Source organism: Nostoc sp. DedQUE04, from assembly GCF_034530995.1.
In the GTDB taxonomy this organism is placed as follows: domain Bacteria; phylum Cyanobacteriota; class Cyanobacteriia; order Cyanobacteriales; family Nostocaceae; genus Nostoc.
Genome location: NZ_JAVRCA010000035.1, coordinates 20,764 through 39,551, shown reverse-complemented (window position 1 = coordinate 39,551; position 18,788 = coordinate 20,764). Strand labels below are relative to the sequence as shown.

The following is an 18,788-nucleotide window of genomic DNA, read 5'->3' as shown; positions in this document are numbered from 1 at the left end:
GCATGGAAAAAACTCTTCTCCAGTTTCTACTTGTCACTCCTAACTCCTAACTCTTGTACAGACGCGATTAATCGCGTCTCTACTTCTTACCGTCGTTTCCACCAAATAATAACTGCGATCGCAAATCCAATTAAGGGTAAAACTAACAGAGATGACAATATTAAAAGATTAGCTTGTGTGGTTGTCAGGGTTATCCGCCGATTTTTCGGTTCTTTGGGACGAATGGAAAGGGGTTGCTGATCTTGTTGACTCAGCCAAGTAACTGAGTTGAGGAATACATCTCCATTTAATTGCTGTTGAAACAAACCATCGGTGGCAAAATCGGAATTTCCTAAAACTACTAACCGTGACTCGGTAGCTGTTTGAGATGAGGCAGCAGGGGAAGGAGGGGAAGGAGGGGCAGGGGAGGCAGGGGGAGTAGGGGGAGCAGGGGAGGCAGGGGAGGCAGGGGAGGTAGGGGGAGTGGGGGAAGCCTTGCTTTGAGTGGTTGGTGATGGTAAGGCTTGCGGAGTCTTGGGGGAAGGGGAAGGAGTCGGGCTAGTCTTGTTTTGAGTGGTTGGTGATGGTAGAGGTGAAGGTGTGGGTGAAACTTGGGGAGTGGAAGTAGATTTGGGTGTTTGTTTTCTTGTTAAGGCAACGCCCAAGGTTAAAGGGCCTTTCAGGTCTTTATCTGCATTAAACTCTAATTTTTCGCTTTGGAGGTCGCTTTCTGCCCAACTGCTGGGGTAGGGTTTGGTTCGTAGCAGTGGAGTAGCCTGAACACCAGGCACAGAGCTAATTTCCAGTGGTCGGGCAATCGGATAAAAAGAATTGCCGTTACCGAAATCTTTGGTAATTGGATGTTGTCCGTATTCTGTGACTAAGGGCGCAGCAGGGCCAAGTCCGACAACGCTTTCGCCAGAGACATCAACTGCTAAACGATTATCCAGACGAACACCCCACTCTTGTAACAAGCTGTTAAGTTTGGGATCGGTATTAGGATCGATCATCAGCAGTAAGTTACCGCCACGATTAAGGTAGTCTTGCAAAGCTTTGACTTCACCCTCAAACAGTCCTCGTTTGGGCCCAGCTACTATTACGACAGCCGCATCTTGAGGAACTTTGGAAGTTTCTCCTAAATTCAGAGGTGATGTTGTGAAATTTTTATCGCCTAATCCCTGAACTGCTTGTGATATTGCATCTTTACCAGGTGAAAGTTGGCGTTCGCCATGACCTTGGAGTAAGTAAACTTTAGCTGTGGTTGAATTTGTTAGTTGTTGCAGGCGACTAGTTAATCTAATTTCTGACAAGCGCTCATTTTCATTTATTGTTTGTACTAATTGCCGTTTATCCCCAGATTCTAAATAAACTTCTCCATAATCTTTGACGCCAAACTTTTCTGCAAGTCCTGGTCTAGCTTGGGGGTCGATATACTCGTATTTAAATTTTGAGCTTTGGCGTTGATAATTTTCTAGTAGTTCTCTGTCTTGGGAATTTTGGTTAATATCAAATACCCATACTTTCACTGGCTGTGGTAAAACCCTTACTAATTCACGTGACTGAGGTGCAAGGGTAAATAATTGAGCCTCTGTTAAGTCTGCCCGCAAGTGATAGCGAGTTCCCAAAAAGTTAATCAATCCCAAAATTGCTAATATTGCCAGAGTTGCCACTAGGGCATTTGTCCCAGCTTGGGTAGAACGACGATTCCACCAGTTACTCTGGTAACTTTGCCATATTATCCCCAACCCACTGATGACAATTCCTGCAATCAGAAATACTAATGGAATTAATCCCCACTGTTCAGAGATTAACCCAGCTGTTAAGCCGACAGTAATTAGGAATGGGCCTAACCAAAACAGATATTTCCACAGTTTCTTTTTTGCAACTATCTTCATATTATTAGACTGAAGTGAGGAATTAGGAGTTAGGAGTTAGGAGTTAGGAGTTAGGAATTAGGAGTTATTGAGTCTCTGAAACTATTATTCCTTTGTTCCCTTCTCTAGGAGATGCTGCGCAGATACCTCCTTTTCAGTTGGTTTTTTCATTACTTTGCTTAAGTCCTGATGACTTTAACTCCTCACTCTTAACTTTTAACTCATAACTTATATAACTATTGCCTTTGAAAACGCAGTGCATCAATTGATTGAGCTGTAAGAAAGATGCCCAAAAAAATGTAACTGGCAAATAAAATTAAAGCGCTAGTATCAAAAATGCCTTGGATTAATGTGTTGTAATGTTTCAGCAACGATAGATAACCTAAAGCTTCACCTACGGGGCCAGGGACAATTTTGGCGATTAAATCAATCAATAACAATAATAAGATTACTGCAAAGGTAAGAACGGCAGACAAAATTGTGCTGTCTGTTAATGAAGAAATAAACATTCCTACAGATAAAATTGCTGCTGCTAGTAAGATTAATCCAATATGACCCAGTAAGGGAATTGAGATTGTCATTGGTGGATTTGAGCCGCTGATGGCGATCGCTTCCAACACTAGCATGGGTGCAACCATTGTGATAAAAAATGTTATCACGCCTAATAATTTACCTACAGCTACCGCCCAATTGGTGATTGGTGAGGTGGCTAAAAGTTCTAAAGTACCGCGCTTCCGTTCTTCGGCATAGAGTCCCATCGAAAGTATGGGCAGAATAAACAACAATAGCCATCCCATACGATCCAAAAATGCCCGAACAAATTCGTAGGGGACATCTATCGGTGGTACTGGTACTCCCAGTTGTTGCCCTTGTGCATCTATTGCCGCAACTCCTACCAAAATGCCGTCTGGGCCTAGCAAAATCATCACGAAGAATAACCCGGCGATGAACCAAAATATGCCTGCGATCGCATAAGCTAAGGGCGATACAAAATAACTCTGTAACTCTCGGCGATAAATGGCAATAATATTACTCAGCACTATACCCATTTACGCTGCCTCTCCTTCTTTGTCTGCTGCTAAGTCTACATCAGGATCGAAATTTTTTTCTTCTGTGGTTAGTTGCAAGAATACGTCTTCTAGGGTGGCGTTAACCCGCCGCAGTTCATGTAAACCAAATCCTGCACGCACTAATGTTGTGGCAATATCGCGTCCTGGTTCTTTTCCCGGTTGCGATATCACCCGCAGGTAAGCGCGATTTGACTGGGGTTGATGACTTCCGGCTATCGGAATTGATTCTATCAGGCTCACACCCGCGACTTTTTGCAATACCTGTTTCGCTAGGGCGGCTTCTCCTTCTATTTCCAACTCATACCCTGAGCCGCCTGTCAACTGAGTCATCAGATTTTCTGGTGTATTAGTTGCCACCACCTTACCGCGATTGATGATGGCGACGCGGCTACAAGTCATACTCACTTCTGGCAGAATGTGCGTGGAAAGAATAATTGTGTGAGTACCAGCGAGGCTTTTGATTAAATTCCGCACCTCAATTATTTGCCGGGGATCGAGTCCGACGGTGGGTTCATCCAAAATGATCGCTGGGGGATCGTGGACGATCGCTTGAGCAATTCCGACACGTTGGCGGTATCCTTTAGAGAGTTTGCGAATAATTACTCGCCTCTTATCTTCTAAGTTGCAGCGTTCGATGGCGGCTGTCACCTTATTGGGGCGATCGCCTGCTGAAACTCCCTTAATTTGGGCGACAAAATGCAAAAATCCCTCTACTGTCATGTCTGGATATAACGGCGGTGTTTCCGGTAAATAACCAATGCGTTGGCGCACAGCCAAGGAATTTTCATGGACATCATAACCAGCAATCCGGGCATTTCCATTGGTTGCCGGTAAATAACCAGCCAGAATCCGCATGGTTGTGGTTTTTCCAGCGCCATTGGGGCCCAACAGCCCTAAAATTTCCCCAGGCTCGACGCTAAAGGTGACATCAGTAATCGCTGGGGTAGAGCCGTATATTTTACTCAGATGTTCAACTTCAATCATCCGTATAGTGGCGATCGCAAATTATAGAATACCCAATCATCTTAAATCGCAATATTGAGTATGGGGGACTGGCACAAAGATTGGCTGACAATGGGTAAAGTTCCTGAAAAACCTCTTTAGGGACTTCCAAATAAAAAAACATCCCAAATTTTATTGTGGGATGGGTGTCCTCACTGGTTCCATAGTCGAGTTAACTAAGCAGGTATCCTGAAAGAAACTATTTCTCATTTCTCTTTTGAGCGCAGACAAGGGCGAGATTAGCCAGCCACTTGAACGCCGATTTATTCACCAGCTTGCAAATCGTTGGTGCATCTGTTAGTCATATTTCTTAGCAGCTAATCGGTATTGTTTGGGATGAAAATGTGGCGGATTAACTCAAATTTTGCCAAGGAAATTATAAGGTATGAGGTATAGCAATCTGATTTGATTTCTGAATTAATCGTAGGGACTAGGGACTGGGGACTGGGGACTGGGAAGAAGGAATAAAGCTGTACTGAGTTTTTTTAAAAAATCAAATAGGAGTCCTATATTATTCGATAATTTTTGTTATAAATTAGCTAGTATTTGGATTTCGTATTTTAAATTAGCCAAATAGTGTTATTTATCTTGATGGTTCGAGCTAAATTTTCACCCCACATATCAGATAACTAAAACATTGACCTCTAGCAAAAGAGACTTTTAGAACTCAACAAAAATCTATCTGTAGATAAGTTACTAAAAATCAAAAACTAGCTTAGGGTATGTACAGCCTCTGCAATGAGTATTGGTTTTTCCAAAAACTTTTCATGCCCCATATTCATTATTCTCAGTTACTACGTTATGGCCTTGTTGTATTAATTGTCGCACTAGCATTAGTGCTAATGTTGATGCTAGACCCTTGGTTAAGCATGAATAATACTCCTTTTCTACTATTTTTTAGCGCTGTAATGTTGAGTGCTTGGTATGGGGGTTTGAAATCAGGGTTGTTAGCAACTTTATTGTCTGCATTACTGAGCAATTACTTCTTTCTACCTCCAGCTTATGAGCTGAGTTTTGATTTATCTAATTCTGTGCAAATTGGGTTATTTGCATTGCAAGGATTGCTCTTTAGTATCTTATGTGAGGCATTAAAAAATGCTAAAACAGGGGCGGATGAAAATCTCCAAAAGCTAAGAGTTAGTGAAGAAAGATTTCGATTAGCGTTAAGTAGTTCAGATATCGTCGTCTTTCAGCAGGATCGCAATTTGCGATATCAGTGGATTCATAATCCTCAAGGTCTAGAAACTGCTGAAGAAATGCTGGGTAAGTCTGATGATGAATTATTTACCGCCTCAGTAGCAGCGCAATTAACGGCAATTAAGCAGAAGGTACTAAAAACTGGTGTTTCAACCCGTGAAGAGATTTATCTGACAATTGGTGAAAAAAACCTTTACTACGATTTGCTGGTTGAACCATTAAGGGATGTAGACAATAGCATTCAGGGTCTTACCTGTGCAGGTGTAAATATTACTGAGCGCAAGCAGGCAGAACTAGAAAAAGCCACGTTGCACCAGGAACTTCAACGAGCTATTGGGCAAAAAGATGAATCTCTGGCTTTACTCAATGCTTGGGTTACTACTTCACCAGTGGCGCTAGCTTTTCTCGATCCTGAACTGCGCTACATTCATGCGAATGAAGCGCTAGCTGCTATTAACGGTGTACCGCAAACTCAACATATTGGTCGCACCTTTAGGGAAGTACTACCAGAATGGGCAGCGCAAATTGAGCCTATTTTTCAGCAAGTGATGAAAACTAGGCAGCCCTTACTCAACCAAGAAGTAAGCGGTGAAACCTATCCTCCGGGGGTATATCGTTATGGTCTTGTCAGCTATTATCCGGTGTGTTTGCCGAATGGGCAATTATTAGGAGTAGGCATTAGTTCAATTGATATTACTCAACTCAAACAAACTGAACAAGCATTGCAAGAAAGCGAAGCGAAGTTTCGCAGTGTAGTTGAGTCAAACATGATTGGTATTGGCTTCTGGCATAGAGACGGTAGGATTACAGATGCTAACGATGCCTTGCTGAATATGGTGGGTTATACCCGTGAAGAATTACTTTCTGGAAAACTTAACTGGCAAAACTTGACTCCTACAGAATACCTGCCACTCGATAAGCAAGCACTAGCTCAATTTCAAGACAGCCCCTTTTGCACACCATATCAAAAAGAATATATCCGTAAAGACGGCTCACGCTTGCCGATTTTGGCAGGTGGTAGCCATTTTGAAGGGACTGTAGATCGAGGAGCTTTTTTTGTTCTCGATATTACAGAGCGCAAGCAAGCTGAGGAAAGGCTGCGCTATATCGCCCAAATTAGTAGTGTACTCTCTACTTCGTTAGATTATGAACAAACCTTACAACAAATCGCTAAAATCTCAGTTCCTCAGCTAGCTGATTGGTGTAGCGTTGATATTTTAAATGAAGATGGTTCCATTCGCCGCCTACCCATTGCCCATGCAGACCCATCGAAAGCGGAGTTGGCGCGTAAACTTCAGGAGTATGTGACAGATTACAAGGGTGCAAGTGCAATTACTAGAGTACTGCAAACTGGACAAAGCGAATTGATCTCAGAGGTATCTGACTCGCTATTAGTAGCAACTACTCAGAATCAGGAACACTTAGAACTTGTTCGGCAATTGGGGATGAAGTCTGTAATGATTGTGCCGTTAATCGCAAAAGGGCGGATACTCGGCTGTATTACCTTTATCAACACCCGATCGGATCGTCGCTACGATCGCACTGACCTAACTTTAGCAACAGAGATTACTCATCGTGCTGCCTTAGCAGTGGAAAATGCCCAACTTTATCGAGACATCCACCAAGCTTTAGTTCATTATGCCGAATCTCTATCTCTTCTAGATGCGCTGCTAGAAGCAGCTCCTATTGCTGTATGCTTTTTGGATCGAGAACTGCGATATATCCGCATTAATCAAGTTTTCGCTGACATTAACGGTTTAACTATAGAAGAACATCTAGGATGCAAATTTAGGGAAGTTTTGCCAGCGATGGCGGCTGAGTTAGAGCCACAGTTACAGCGCGTGTTAGATACTGGAGAACCCCTACTGAATATGGAAATCAGTGGTGAGACAAGAGGACAACTAGGACGTTACGGTTACTGGCTCGGCAACTATTACCCAGTTGATAACGCAATGGGTGAAACGGTAGGAATTGGCATTATTTTGGCAGAGGTGACAGCAGCCAAGCAAACAGAAGTTGCTTTGCGAGAAAGCGAAGAAAGGTTTCGGGCAATGTTCAATCAAGCAGCTGTCGGTATTACTCTAGTAGGGTTGGATGGACGATTTCTGCAAGTTAATCCTGCCCTATGCGAAATTACTGGGTATAGCCATGAAGAGTTAATGCAAATGAACTTTCAGGAAATTACCCACCCTGACGACTTAGAAGTTGATTTGGAAAATGCTCGGCGAGTTTTAGCAAAAGAAATTAGTGGATATTCCTTAGAGAAGCGCTACATCCGCAAAGATGGTTCTATCGTTTGGGCAAACTTAACTTCATCAGCAGTTTGGAATGCGAAGGGACAACCAATGTATGCATTAGGGATTATTGAGGATATTAGCCACCGCAAACGAATTGAAGCCACACAAAACTTTTTAGTCGAAGCCAGCACCTTACTAGCTGCCTCATTGGATTATGAAGTAACTTTAGAAAATGTGGCAAATCTAGCAGTTCCAACTTTAGCCGACTTGTGTATTGTAGATGTCTTCCAGGAAGATTGGTCAAGTAAACAAATTGCGATCGCAATTGCCGATTCCACAAAACTAAACATTTTAGACCAAATCCGTCGGCGTTATCGACCCAGAACCAAAGCCAAACAGCTTGTACGGCAGCTACACTTAGGTATATCTGTCTTTTATCCCGAATTATCTGACTCACATCTTCTTGTGATGTCTGAAGACAACGAACATCTGCAATTACTGCAAAGTTTGGGTATTCGTTCTCTGATGGTGATTCCAGTTCGTTCTCGCGGGCAATTATTTGGAGCAATCTCTTTTTTTACCGCCGAGTCAGGTAGATACTACCAACAAACAGACTTGGCTTTAGCAGAAGATATCGCTCGGCGGGCGGCGACAGCCATCGACAACGCCAGACTCTACCAGGAAACTCAACGGTCTGTCAATCGCACCATACTTTTACAAAGAATAACTGCTGCCTTCTCAGAAGCCTTAACTCCCCAACAGGTAGCTGATGTAGTGGTAAACCAAGGCATTGCCGCCTTGAAAGCTACTGGTGGTTCCGTTGTCTTACTTACTGAGGCAAATACTACCCTAAATGTTGTGCAAGCAATTGGCTATCCGCAAACGCTGATAAATACTTTGACAACTTTTCCGATTACAGCACCTAACCAAATAGCAGAAACAGTCAGAACTGGGCAGCCGATTTTTTTAGAAAATTTAGCAGCCATGATTGCTAGATATCCCAACTTAGCAGATGTTGTGACTGTTATGGCGAATAATGCCTGGGCTTCCATTCCCTTGGTAGTAGAAGGTAAAGTAATTGGCGCACTGGGATTAAGCTTTACTACTGGACAAATATTTAATGAAGAAGACCGGGGATTTATGTTGACACTGGGACAACAGTGTGCGCAAGCGATCGCCCGCGCTCAACTTTACGAAGCTGAAAAGACTGCCAGGGCAGAAGCCGAGACAGCCAACCGGATTAAGGATGAATTTCTCGCTGTGCTTTCCCACGAACTCCGAACTCCCTTGAATCCAATTTTAGGGTGGGCAAAGTTACTCAGAACCCGCAAGTTCGACGAAGCTACTAAAATCCGGGCATTGGAAACAATCGAGCGGAATGCCAAGTTACAAACCCAATTGATTGGAGATTTACTTGATGTTTCCCGGATTTTGCAAGGTAAGGTTAGGTTAAATCTCCATGCAGTGGATTTGAAAATAGCGATCGCATCTGCATTAGAAACGGTGCGTTTAGCAGCAGAAGCCAAATCGATTCAAATTCAAATCATCTTAAGTAATGATATCGGCAAAGTTCTCGGCGATGGCGATCGCTTGCAACAAGTGATCTGGAATCTCCTCTCCAATGCCGTTAAATTCACACCTACGAATGGACTTGTAGAAGTGCGTCTAGAGCAAGTTGGTTTAGATGCCCAAATCCAGGTAATTGATACAGGTAAAGGAATTAACCCAGAATTTTTGCCCTACGTCTTTGATTACTTCCGGCAAGCAGATGCTAAGACAACCAGAGTATTTGGCGGATTGGGATTGGGACTGGCAATTGTGCGTCATCTGGTAGAACTTCACGGTGGCACAGTTCAGGCAGAGAGTCCAGGAGAAGGACAAGGAGCTACCTTCACAGTTAAACTACCTTTGCTCAAAAATTCTCAGTTGCGAGTTAGAAGTAGTGAGGCTTCTCAAACAGAACTCAGTACTGACGAGACATTACTGGCTGGAGTACAAATCCTGCTTGTGGACGATCAAGCCGATGTGCGAGAGTTTTTTAGCTTTGTGCTGGAACAATATGGCGCGACAGTGACAGCAGTTGAATCAGCAGATGAAGCGCTGCAAACATTAGTGCAATCCCAGCCAGATATCCTCTTAAGCGATATTGGAATGCCCTTCATGGATGGCTATATGTTGCTGGGCGAAGTGAGAAAATTACCACCAGAGCAAGGCGGACAAATTCCGGCGATCGCTTTGACTGCTTATGCAGGAGAAATTAACTACAACCAAGCAATGGCAGCAGGATTTCAAAAACATCTACCTAAACCCGTCGATCCAGCAGATTTAGCCGCAGCGATCGTTAGTCTCATTGGGCGCACTTCACCTTCAGAGTAAATAAACTCTTCAATTTCTCTTCTTTCCTTTAGAAATTAAATATATATTTTTTATTTTTCTTTAGAAATTTGCCATTTGCAAATTGATGTTATAAATTAATGCTCAGGTTTTAATCAGAGATTTATTTACCAATGAAAACCCAACAGTTCAGTTCAACAACCCTAGAAAATAGACCTACCAAGACGAAAAAGCAGTCTTTTCCTGGTAGGAGTATTGGTACTCCCAAAGTACCATTTCGTAAATCCTATAAAATAGTCCAACAACATGAGTTACTTAGTGACTGGGAATACGCGAGTTAATTGAGTAACGTACTTACGATCTAAATTCATGTACTACTCTCGGTATCCAGTCAGACATTAAATGATACCAATTTCTGTGAAGTTGCACTTAATAACGAGGTGATGATATAATCCCATCCACAAATAGAAGCGTAGTTTACCACCGTAGGCATCGCTTTTGCTGAGATGGAACCCTTGAACCTGTTTTAACTTCCGTCTTAATTCATCTTTAGGCCCCTCGTTTATTCACCATCAAATTTTCTTAACACCTTGGTATCAAGAAATGGAAAAGTATTTAGTCACCAAAGAAGAGATTGAGTCTTATGAAGGACTAGAAAAAACACATTTTCTCAACTCCAATGCTCGCAGACTAAATAAGTCTTTAGGGGATTTGACAGGTTTAAAAAATATCGGTTTCCACATCATTGAAGTAGAGCCTGGACGTGAATCAACGGAACTTCATATGCACTATCACGAAGAAGAGTGCGTATACATTCTTGAGGGAGAAGCTGAGGCAACAATTGGAGAAAGTGTTTATCCAGTTAAAGCAGGAGATTTTATTGGATATCGTGCTGGTGGTAAGCCGCACAAGCTGAAAAACACGGGCAATTCTATATTCAAATGCATAGTAGTTGGTCAAAGGCTAGAGCATGATATCGGTGATTATCCAAATTTGCAGAAGCGTATATATAGGAGCAAAGGTTTAAAGTGGAATCTGGTCGATATGGAAAATATAGCTGAACCAGTAGCAGGTAAGAAGGCATAACAGGTAGAATGCATTTCCTCATGATTTCTTTGGCTCTATTGCCATGAGCCAACAATCTGAGTATTCTCCTTCATGCAGTTCATGTGTTGGCAATAGCTTTACTTTCACAAAACCACATTTTTCATAACAGCGAATAGCACGATAATTGTCAACGTGCGGATCTATAACAATTTTCTGAGCTTGACACTGTTCAAAAAGATAGTTGATAAATACTGATAGCATTTTTGTACCAATTCCCTTGTTCCAATAGTCGGTTTCGCCGATGAACAAGTCAATCGCATACACACGATCGGTTTGGTCGAGATGATACAATTGTCTATCAGTTTCCGATAAGTCATTAAGTGTACAATACTGCAAATAACCAATGGGAATATTTTGATAGTAGAGGAGGCAAGGAATAACCGCCTCATCTCCCCTAACCATCGGTTTGTACGTTTCTATAATTCTTTCTAAAGGGAAAAAATTATCTCTTCCTTCATAAAATTCTAAAACTTTTGCATTAGTTAACCATTTTGCCATCAACTCATAATCATACATTTCATCTTGCATGAGACGAATAGATATTTCGCCTTTTCTAATCAGCATATCTTGTATATAGGAATCCGCTTTGATTCGGAGAAATTATTTGCGTAGGGAGGGAATAGGGAATAGGGAAGAAGGAATAAATGTGTACTGAGTTTTTTCACGCAATCAAATACGAGTTGTATAGACAGAATATTTTTTATAGCAGCTATTAATATAAGTTGTCAAAACATCTATATTCTGACATAAGTTTTGAAAAAAAGAGGAATTTTATCTCTGTTTTCTAAGAATAAAATTCCCCTTAAACCCTTATAAGACCCTTGAGATTAGATAGTTATCCACAGGTGAGATTTATTTAGTTCCCACCAGATACAACAGCTTTATTATGTATCGCAGTGTCTTCAGGCTTTCTCTGCCATTTACCATCATTGCCTGGTTCGTATTCATTTTTTACACTATTCCAGGCAATATCACGCGCACCCTCTTCACTCGAACCATCACTTTCAGCAGCATTAAATGCCGCAATAAAAATCTGTTGTGCGTGTTCAGGCAGTTGTCCTTTGATTTCTTCCGTTAATTCATCTATTTTGTTATAAGGCATGAACTTACTCCGAATTATCTCAACTTGAGTCCATGCTAAAGAACAGGTAATCTAATTTCCTCCTTCTCTAAGTAGAGAAGCAAATAATCATACTTTTGGCTGAGTCAAACAATTTTTAAATCAGCGATGCAATAATGTTAATACTCATAGCTAAAATTGTGGTATTGAAAAAGAAAGATAATATGCCATGTAACAAAGTCAAGCGCCTCATATCGGGTGATGTTGTCTGCACATCTGAAACTTGACTGGTCATGCCGACTACAAATGAATAATATAAAAATTCCCAGTAGTCTGGATAGTCGTTATGAGGAAAATCTAAACCTCTAGTGATTTCTTCACTATGATTACGATTAATATATTTATAATAACTGTGCGCATATTGCACTGCAAACATCGTATGCACTAATAACCAGGAACCGATAATGGTCATAATTGAAAGTACAACGTGTAGGGTAAGCTGAATTATTGACAATCCTTTTTTATCAAGTAAAAACCCAATAGCTAAAACACTCGCACAAGCCGCAGCAATTACCAGCATAAATATAGCCAAATGTCCTTCATATTCACTCTCAGCATAACGGCGAATTTTTTCTGGGTTAGCCTTAATCATTTTCCACCACGTTATCGCTAAGAAAAAGTCAATACCGGAGTTCCAAGCACAGAGAATGCGAGTAGGTAAGTGCAGAGAATGCGGCAGGATTACTGAAACTAATACAGCGAGTCCGACAGCAATAATTAATCGGGGTCGAGAGTCAAAGTTTTTAAATAAATTAAATTTCACAAATATTGCGATCGCAGAGTTTAACTAATTCGTAATTCATAATTTTTGGTGAAACACTACACCACATTACACAATCGTCATTCCAGATTTTACAATAGTCTGAATCCACATAAGTAGATGGACAAAAATATTTACAACCATTGCAAACTCAGTGAATCAATCCAATACTCTGAAAATGTCTCACTTGCAATGACATTGTGTAATTAATTTTGTCCAACTACTTCTTTATCTTCCCAGTCTTTAATCTCCAGCCCTTAGTTCAATTAAAAATTATTGGAACTTGGCTCTAATCGTCTCTATGCGTTTACGATTAACACCCAAATCGCTTTGACCTAAACGTGAAGCTGAACGCACATGGATAAGATTTGCAGTCCGGTCTAGATAGAATTCTACATCATCGACAAATCCCAGTAAAGCACTTTTAAATTCTGCATATAAATAATCTTTACTTTCAGTAATGATTTTGGTTCTTGGTAAAGACTCAATAATCTGTTTAAGATTAGTAATCGCTTGTTCTGGAATAGATGTAAAAGTCAGTGGTGCAATTTGATGAGATGCATCTGTACTCTGACTAGAAACGCAATTGGGGGAATTAGGACAGGGTGTTAATTTCCCGTTGCTAATACCTAAATTATTTGGTCGTTTGCCAGCAAAAACCATAATTATGTCTCCGGGTGAGTGAATAAATATACTCTCACACATTTGTTTGAATCACTGTAATATTTTGGCGTAATCGCATCTTCTAGCAAATGACAGATTCACTAAAACATCGGTGATGCGATCGCTCTTTATGATTCAATACGCTTGGGTTAGCGCCAAAAACCCAACATTTTCATAACTTTGTTAGGTTGCGCCTTGCTTTACCCAACCTACAATTTTTCATAAAAAAACCTGTATTCTTTGCTCAATAAAGCTTACAGGCTATATTACACCTATACCAAGTTACTTCAGACTAGGCGATACTCAAATTAACTCGGACAATCAAATCGTTGTAATCTCGATCGCCGCCATTAGCCAAATCCTCAAAGCCAAAAGCGTTATTCCCTAATAGGCGAATATGATCTGCTTTGTCAGTGTTAGCACCCAAGAAGGAGAAGTAAACTGCCGGATCGTTATTGGTATTGCTATCAAGAATTGCATCAGTCCCGGCATTAACGATGATAAATGGGACGAAAATAGCACCAGGTTGGAAATTACCTGTGAAAGTTGCTGTACCTTCGTTAGCTACACTCAAATCAATACCAGCGACACGGTGACTAATAGCTGCCTGAGTATAACCCGCCTGTCCAACCAGCACATCTGCTGTACCATCGCCATTGGTATCGATGCCACCATTCTCATCAGTTATCTGATAAAAGCCGACAAAGTTGTTAAAAGCTGCTTCTCTATGAACTACAAATTCGGCTTTCACCAATTGTTTCACATCCCGTAAATCAATTAGTTCGGGTTCATATTTTCCTTGAAGACCAGTACCTAGAGGTGGATTTTGCTCTGTTGCTGCAATCTTGACAACCAAATTCTGGAAGTTGAGAGAGAACCCTGTATCATCCACATTCGTATCTAAGGAAAAAAGCACCTGAGAAAACGGGGTTTGTCCAGATAGCACTGCCTGAGTAGTGCTGCTACGGATTAAATAAAATCTTAGGTTGCTCTCAGAATTGAATTCCAGTAGCCTGCTGAGGTCAGTGGGATTAAAACCATTGGGTAATTTGGCAAGAGATGAAAGAAGCACTGTTGCCCGTTGGAGAGCTAGTTCGGTGTAATTTGCAGCACCAGGGGCTACGCCATTAATCCGACCTTCTGCATCGTCAACGACAAATACACCCAGTTCATTGACTTCTTCAGAAGTGTTGCTTTTAATCTTGACTGAGAGTTTGGCTTTTTCCCCGTTAACTTGATTTTTGATCGTAAAGATATCACCTGTAATTCTTGTGAGTAGGCTGATTGATTTAGTCTCAGCAGTAATTCCTTGAGCAATGGTGAGTGCAAACACATCACTGACTTCAGCCCCAACCGAATCTTTGGCAGTAACTTTGATGTTCAAGCTACCCAAATTATTATTCGTAGGAGTGCCGCTGAAAGTACGCTTGTTAGGATTGAAGCTTAACCAACTAGGTAGTGGATCGCCATTGTCTAAGGTAGCAGTGTAGGTTAGGGTATCTTCAATATCTACATCGCTAAAGGTGTTTTCAGGGATAGTGAAGTTAAAGGTAGTTTCTGCCGTAACTTTTTGGTCAGCGATCGCCTGCTCTACAATTGGTGGATTGTTAGCTTTAGCAATTGTGAGTGCAAATACATCACTAATTTCAGCAAGAGCTGGATCTGTGGCGGTGACTTTAATGTTTAAGCTACCCACATTATCATTCGTAGGAGTGCCGCTGAAGGTAAGCTCGTTAGCATTGAAGCTTAACCAACTAGGTAGTGGATCGCCATTGTCTAAGGTAGCAGTGTAGGTCAGGGTATCTTCAAGATCCACATCGCTAAAAGTGTTTTCAGGAATGGTGAAGTTAAAAGTAGTTTTTGCTGTAGCCTTTTGGTCAGCGATCGCCCGATCTACAATTGGTGCACTATTGAACTTAGCAACTGTCAATACAAACACATCACTAACTTCATCCCCAGAAATATCCTTGACAGTGACTTTGATATTCTGATTACCCAAATTCTCCATCGTTGGAGTACCACTAAAGTTCCGGGTAGCAGAATTAAAAGTTAGCCAACTGGGCAGTGGATCGCCGTTTTCGAGAGTAGCAGTGTAGGTGAGGCTATCGCCAGCATCAATATCAATGAAGGTATTTTCTGGGATCGTAAAATTGAACTGCGTATTTATGAGTACCTTTCGATTAGCGATCGCCTCAACTAACTCTGGTGCATCGTTAACGTTCTTAACAGTAAGTGCAAAATCATCACTGACTTCAACCCCAAAAATATCCCTAGCAGTAACTTTAATGTTGAAGTTACTCACATCTGCATTTAAGGGAGTGCCATTAAAGGTTTTGGTAGCAGCATTGAAGGTTAACCAACTCGGTAGAGAGTCGCCGTTTTCGAGAGTGGCGGTGTAAGTGAGGCTATCGCCAGCATCGACATCAATGAAGGTGTCTTCTGAGAAAGTGAAATTGAAAACCGTGTCTTCTATTGCTTCTTGGTTTGCAATTTCGTTCATCACCTCTGGCGGATCGTTGACATTGTTAACGGTGAGTGTAAACACATCACTGATTTGAGCAAGATAAGTATCCGTAGCAGTAACTTTAATGTTTAAGCTACCCACGTTTGCATTTAAGGGAGTGCCACTGAAGGTTTTGGTTGCAGCATTGAAGGTTAACCAACTGGGGAGTGGATCGTCGTTGTCGAGAGTGGCAGTGTAGGCGAGAGTGTCGCCAGCATCGACATCCTTAAAGGTGTTGTCTGGGATAGTAAAATTGAAAACCGTGTCTTCTGTTGCTTCTTTGTCTGCGATCGCCTGAAATACCTCTGGCGGATCGTTGGTGTTGTTAACAGTGAGCGTAAACACATCACTGATTTGAGCAAGAGCTAAATCCGTGGCAGTAACTTTAATGTTTAAGCTACCCACGTTTGCATTTAAGGGAGTGCCACTGAAGGTTTTGGTTGCAGCATTGAAGGTTAACCAACTCGGTAGAGAGTCGCCGTTTTCGAGAGTGGCAGTGTAGGTGAGAGTGTCGCCAGCATCAACATCCTTAAAGGTGTTGTCTGGGATAATGAAGGTGAAAAGTGTGTCTTCTGTTGCTTGTTGGTTAGCAATTTCATTCGCCACCTCTGGCGCATCGTTGACGTTATTAACGGTGAGCGTAAACACATCACTGACTTGAGCAAGATAAGTATCCGTGGCAGTAACTTTAATGTTTAAGCTACCCACGTTTGCATTTAAGGGAGTGCCACTGAAGGTTTTGGTTGCAGCATTGAAGGTTAACCAACTCGGTAGAGAGTCGCCGTTTTCGAGAGTGGCAGTGTAGGTGAGAGTGTCGCCAGCATCAACATCCTTAAAGGTGTTGTCTGGGATAATGAAGGTGAAAAGTGTGTCTTCTGTTGCTTGTTGGTTAGCAATTTCATTCGCCACCTCTGGCGCATCGTTGACGTTATTAACGGTGAGCGTAAACACATCACTGACTTGAGCAAGATAAGTATCCGTGGCAGTAACTTTAATGTTTAAGCTACCCACGTTTGCATTTAAGGGAGTGCCACTGAAGGTTTTGGTTGCAGCATTAAAACTCAACCAACTCGGTAGAGAGCCGCCGTTTTCCAGAGTGGCGGTGTAAGTGAGGCTATCGCCAGCATCGACATCAATGAAGGTGTTGTCTGGGATAATGAAGGTGAAAAGTGTGTCTTCTGTTGCTTGTTGAGGAGCGATCGCCTGAAATACCTCTGGCGGATCGTTGGTGTTGTTAACAGTGAGCGTAAACACATCACTGATTTGAGCAAGAGCTAAATCCGTGGCAGTAACTTTAATGTTTAAGCTACCCACGTTTGCATTTAAGGGAGTGCCACTGAAGGTTTTGGTTGCAGCATTGAAGGTTAACCAACTCGGTAGAGAGTCGCCGTTTTCGAGAGTGGCAGTGTAGGTGAGAGTGTCGCCAGCATCAACATCCTTAAAGGTGTTGTCTGGGATAATGAAGGTGAAAAGTGTGTCTTCTGTTGCTTGTTGGTTAGCAATTTCATTCGCCACCTCTGGCGCATCGTTGACGTTATTAACGGTGAGCGTAAACACATCACTGACTTGAGCAAGATAAGTATCCGTGGCAGTAACTTTAATGTTTAAGCTACCCACGTTTGCATTTAAGGGAGTGCCACTGAAGGTTTTGGTTGCAGCATTGAAGGTTAACCAACTCGGTAGAGAGTCGCCGTTTTCGAGAGTGGCAGTGTAGGTGAGAGTGTCGCCAGCATCAACATCCTTAAAGGTGTTGTCTGGGATAATGAAGGTGAAAAGTGTGTCTTCTGTTGCTTGTTGGTTAGCAATTTCATTCGCCACCTCTGGCGCATCGTTGACGTTATTAACGGTGAGCGTAAACACATCACTGACTTGAGCAAGATAAGTATCCGTGGCAGTAACTTTAATGTTTAAGCTACCCACGTTTGCATTTAAGGGAGTGCCACTGAAGGTTTTGGTTGCAGCATTAAAACTCAACCAACTCGGTAGAGAGCCGCCGTTTTCGAGAGTGGCAGTGTAAGCGAGAGTGTCTTCAGGATCTTGATCTTGGAAGCTATCTGAGATTGTGAAGTTGAAATTTATGTCTTCTGGAGTCTCTTTGTCTGCGATTTCCTTCACTAGTACTGGATTTTGGTTAACCCTGTAACGTGCCACAGCAAAGTTATTGGCGCTTATTCCCGCGACTATTATCGTACCATCGTGTTGGGTGAGAGCATAGGCATTATCAGTAGTCTTTGTGCCGATATCAGTAGTGATAATGCCAGTAGTGTTGAAATCAGTGTCAAGAGTACCATTGCTGTTGTAACGTACTAAAGCAAAGTTATTGTTACTCGAACCCGCCACAATAATTTTGCCATTAGCTTGCACGCTAACGCTGTAAGCTATGTCAGTACCGCCCAAGTTAGTAATGACCTTGCCAGCAGTACCAAAGCTGGTGTCGAGACTTCCATTGCTGTCGTAACGTACTACAGCAAAGTTACTACTACTCACTCCCGCTAACAGAATCTTGCCATCGTCTTGCAGGGCAATGCTGTAGGCGGTGTCTGTGGTATTAGTACCAATATCAGTAATTACCTTGCCAGCAGTACCAAAGCTGGTGTCAAGACTTCCATTGCTGTCATAACGTACTACAGCAAAGTTACTACTACTCACTCCCGCTAACAGAATCTTGCCATCGTCTTGCAGGGCAATGCTGTAGGCGGTGTCTGTGGTATTAGTACCAATATCAGTAATTACCTTGCCAGCAGTACCAAAGCTGGTGTCGAGACTACCATTGCTGTTGTAACGTACCACAGCAAAATCATTACCGCGCTTTCCTGCCACCAAAATCTTGCCATCGTCTTGCAAGGTAATGCTGTAGCCTATGTCAGTACTGCCCAAGTTAGTAGTAACCTTGCCAGCAGTACCAAAGCTGGTGTCGAGACTACCATTGCTGTTGTAACGTA

At 42.1% G+C, this 18,788-nt stretch carries 11 protein-coding genes; 3 read left to right on the top strand and 8 right to left on the bottom strand.

What is annotated here, in order from left to right; translation table 11 throughout:
- Positions 1–86 precede the first annotated feature (86 nt).
- From RM049_RS22320 to RM049_RS22310, 3 genes are all read right to left on the bottom strand, one after another.
- A complete protein-coding gene (locus RM049_RS22320) occupies positions 87–1,874 on the bottom strand; it encodes a GldG family protein (protein WP_322705721.1) in 1,788 nt (595 codons plus the stop codon).
- 215 nt (positions 1,875–2,089) lie between these two features.
- The gene (locus RM049_RS22315; RefSeq protein ID WP_322705720.1) at positions 2,090–2,902 is read right to left on the bottom strand and encodes an ABC transporter permease; all 813 of its coding nucleotides are present in this window, start codon (positions 2,900–2,902) and stop codon (positions 2,090–2,092) included.
- Positions 2,903–3,907 (bottom strand): ABC transporter ATP-binding protein, encoded by a 1,005-nt coding sequence (locus tag RM049_RS22310; RefSeq protein WP_322705719.1) that lies wholly within the window; start codon positions 3,905–3,907, stop codon positions 2,903–2,905.
- Between the two features lie 785 nt (positions 3,908–4,692).
- Between RM049_RS22310 and RM049_RS22305 the strand changes: the two genes are divergently transcribed.
- The 3 genes from RM049_RS22305 to RM049_RS22295 all read left to right on the top strand — a co-directional run bounded on the left by RM049_RS22305 (position 4,693) and on the right by RM049_RS22295 (position 10,779).
- The gene (locus RM049_RS22305) at positions 4,693–9,735 is read left to right on the top strand and encodes a PAS domain S-box protein (protein ID WP_322705718.1); all 5,043 of its coding nucleotides are present in this window, start codon (positions 4,693–4,695) and stop codon (positions 9,733–9,735) included.
- 131 nt (positions 9,736–9,866) lie between these two features.
- Positions 9,867–10,034: a hypothetical protein gene (locus RM049_RS22300; RefSeq protein WP_322705717.1), complete on the top strand. Its 168-nt coding sequence runs from the start codon at positions 9,867–9,869 to the stop codon at positions 10,032–10,034.
- 262 nt (positions 10,035–10,296) lie between these two features.
- Positions 10,297–10,779, top strand: a complete 483-nt coding sequence (locus RM049_RS22295; protein WP_322705716.1) for a cupin domain-containing protein — start codon at positions 10,297–10,299, stop codon at positions 10,777–10,779.
- Between the two features lie 18 nt (positions 10,780–10,797).
- Here RM049_RS22295 and RM049_RS22290 read toward each other — a convergent pair whose 3' ends face one another.
- From RM049_RS22290 to RM049_RS22270, 5 genes are all read right to left on the bottom strand, one after another.
- Entirely contained in the window at positions 10,798–11,364 is a 567-nt protein-coding gene (locus RM049_RS22290; protein ID WP_322705715.1) for a GNAT family N-acetyltransferase, read from the bottom strand.
- Between the two features lie 292 nt (positions 11,365–11,656).
- Positions 11,657–11,902, bottom strand: a complete 246-nt coding sequence (locus tag RM049_RS22285) for a ChaB family protein (RefSeq protein WP_322700695.1) — start codon at positions 11,900–11,902, stop codon at positions 11,657–11,659.
- Positions 11,903–12,017: 115 nt separating this feature from the next.
- Complete coding sequence (locus RM049_RS22280; RefSeq protein WP_322705714.1) at positions 12,018–12,683, bottom strand: DUF1345 domain-containing protein; 666 nt, start codon at positions 12,681–12,683, stop codon at positions 12,018–12,020.
- A 270-nt stretch (positions 12,684–12,953) separates the two neighbouring features.
- Positions 12,954–13,343, bottom strand: a complete 390-nt coding sequence (locus RM049_RS22275; RefSeq protein WP_322705713.1) for a DUF1499 domain-containing protein — start codon at positions 13,341–13,343, stop codon at positions 12,954–12,956.
- 292 nt (positions 13,344–13,635) lie between these two features.
- A partial coding sequence (locus RM049_RS22270) for a putative Ig domain-containing protein (protein ID WP_322705712.1) occupies positions 13,636–18,788 on the bottom strand: 5,153 nt, incomplete at its 5' end.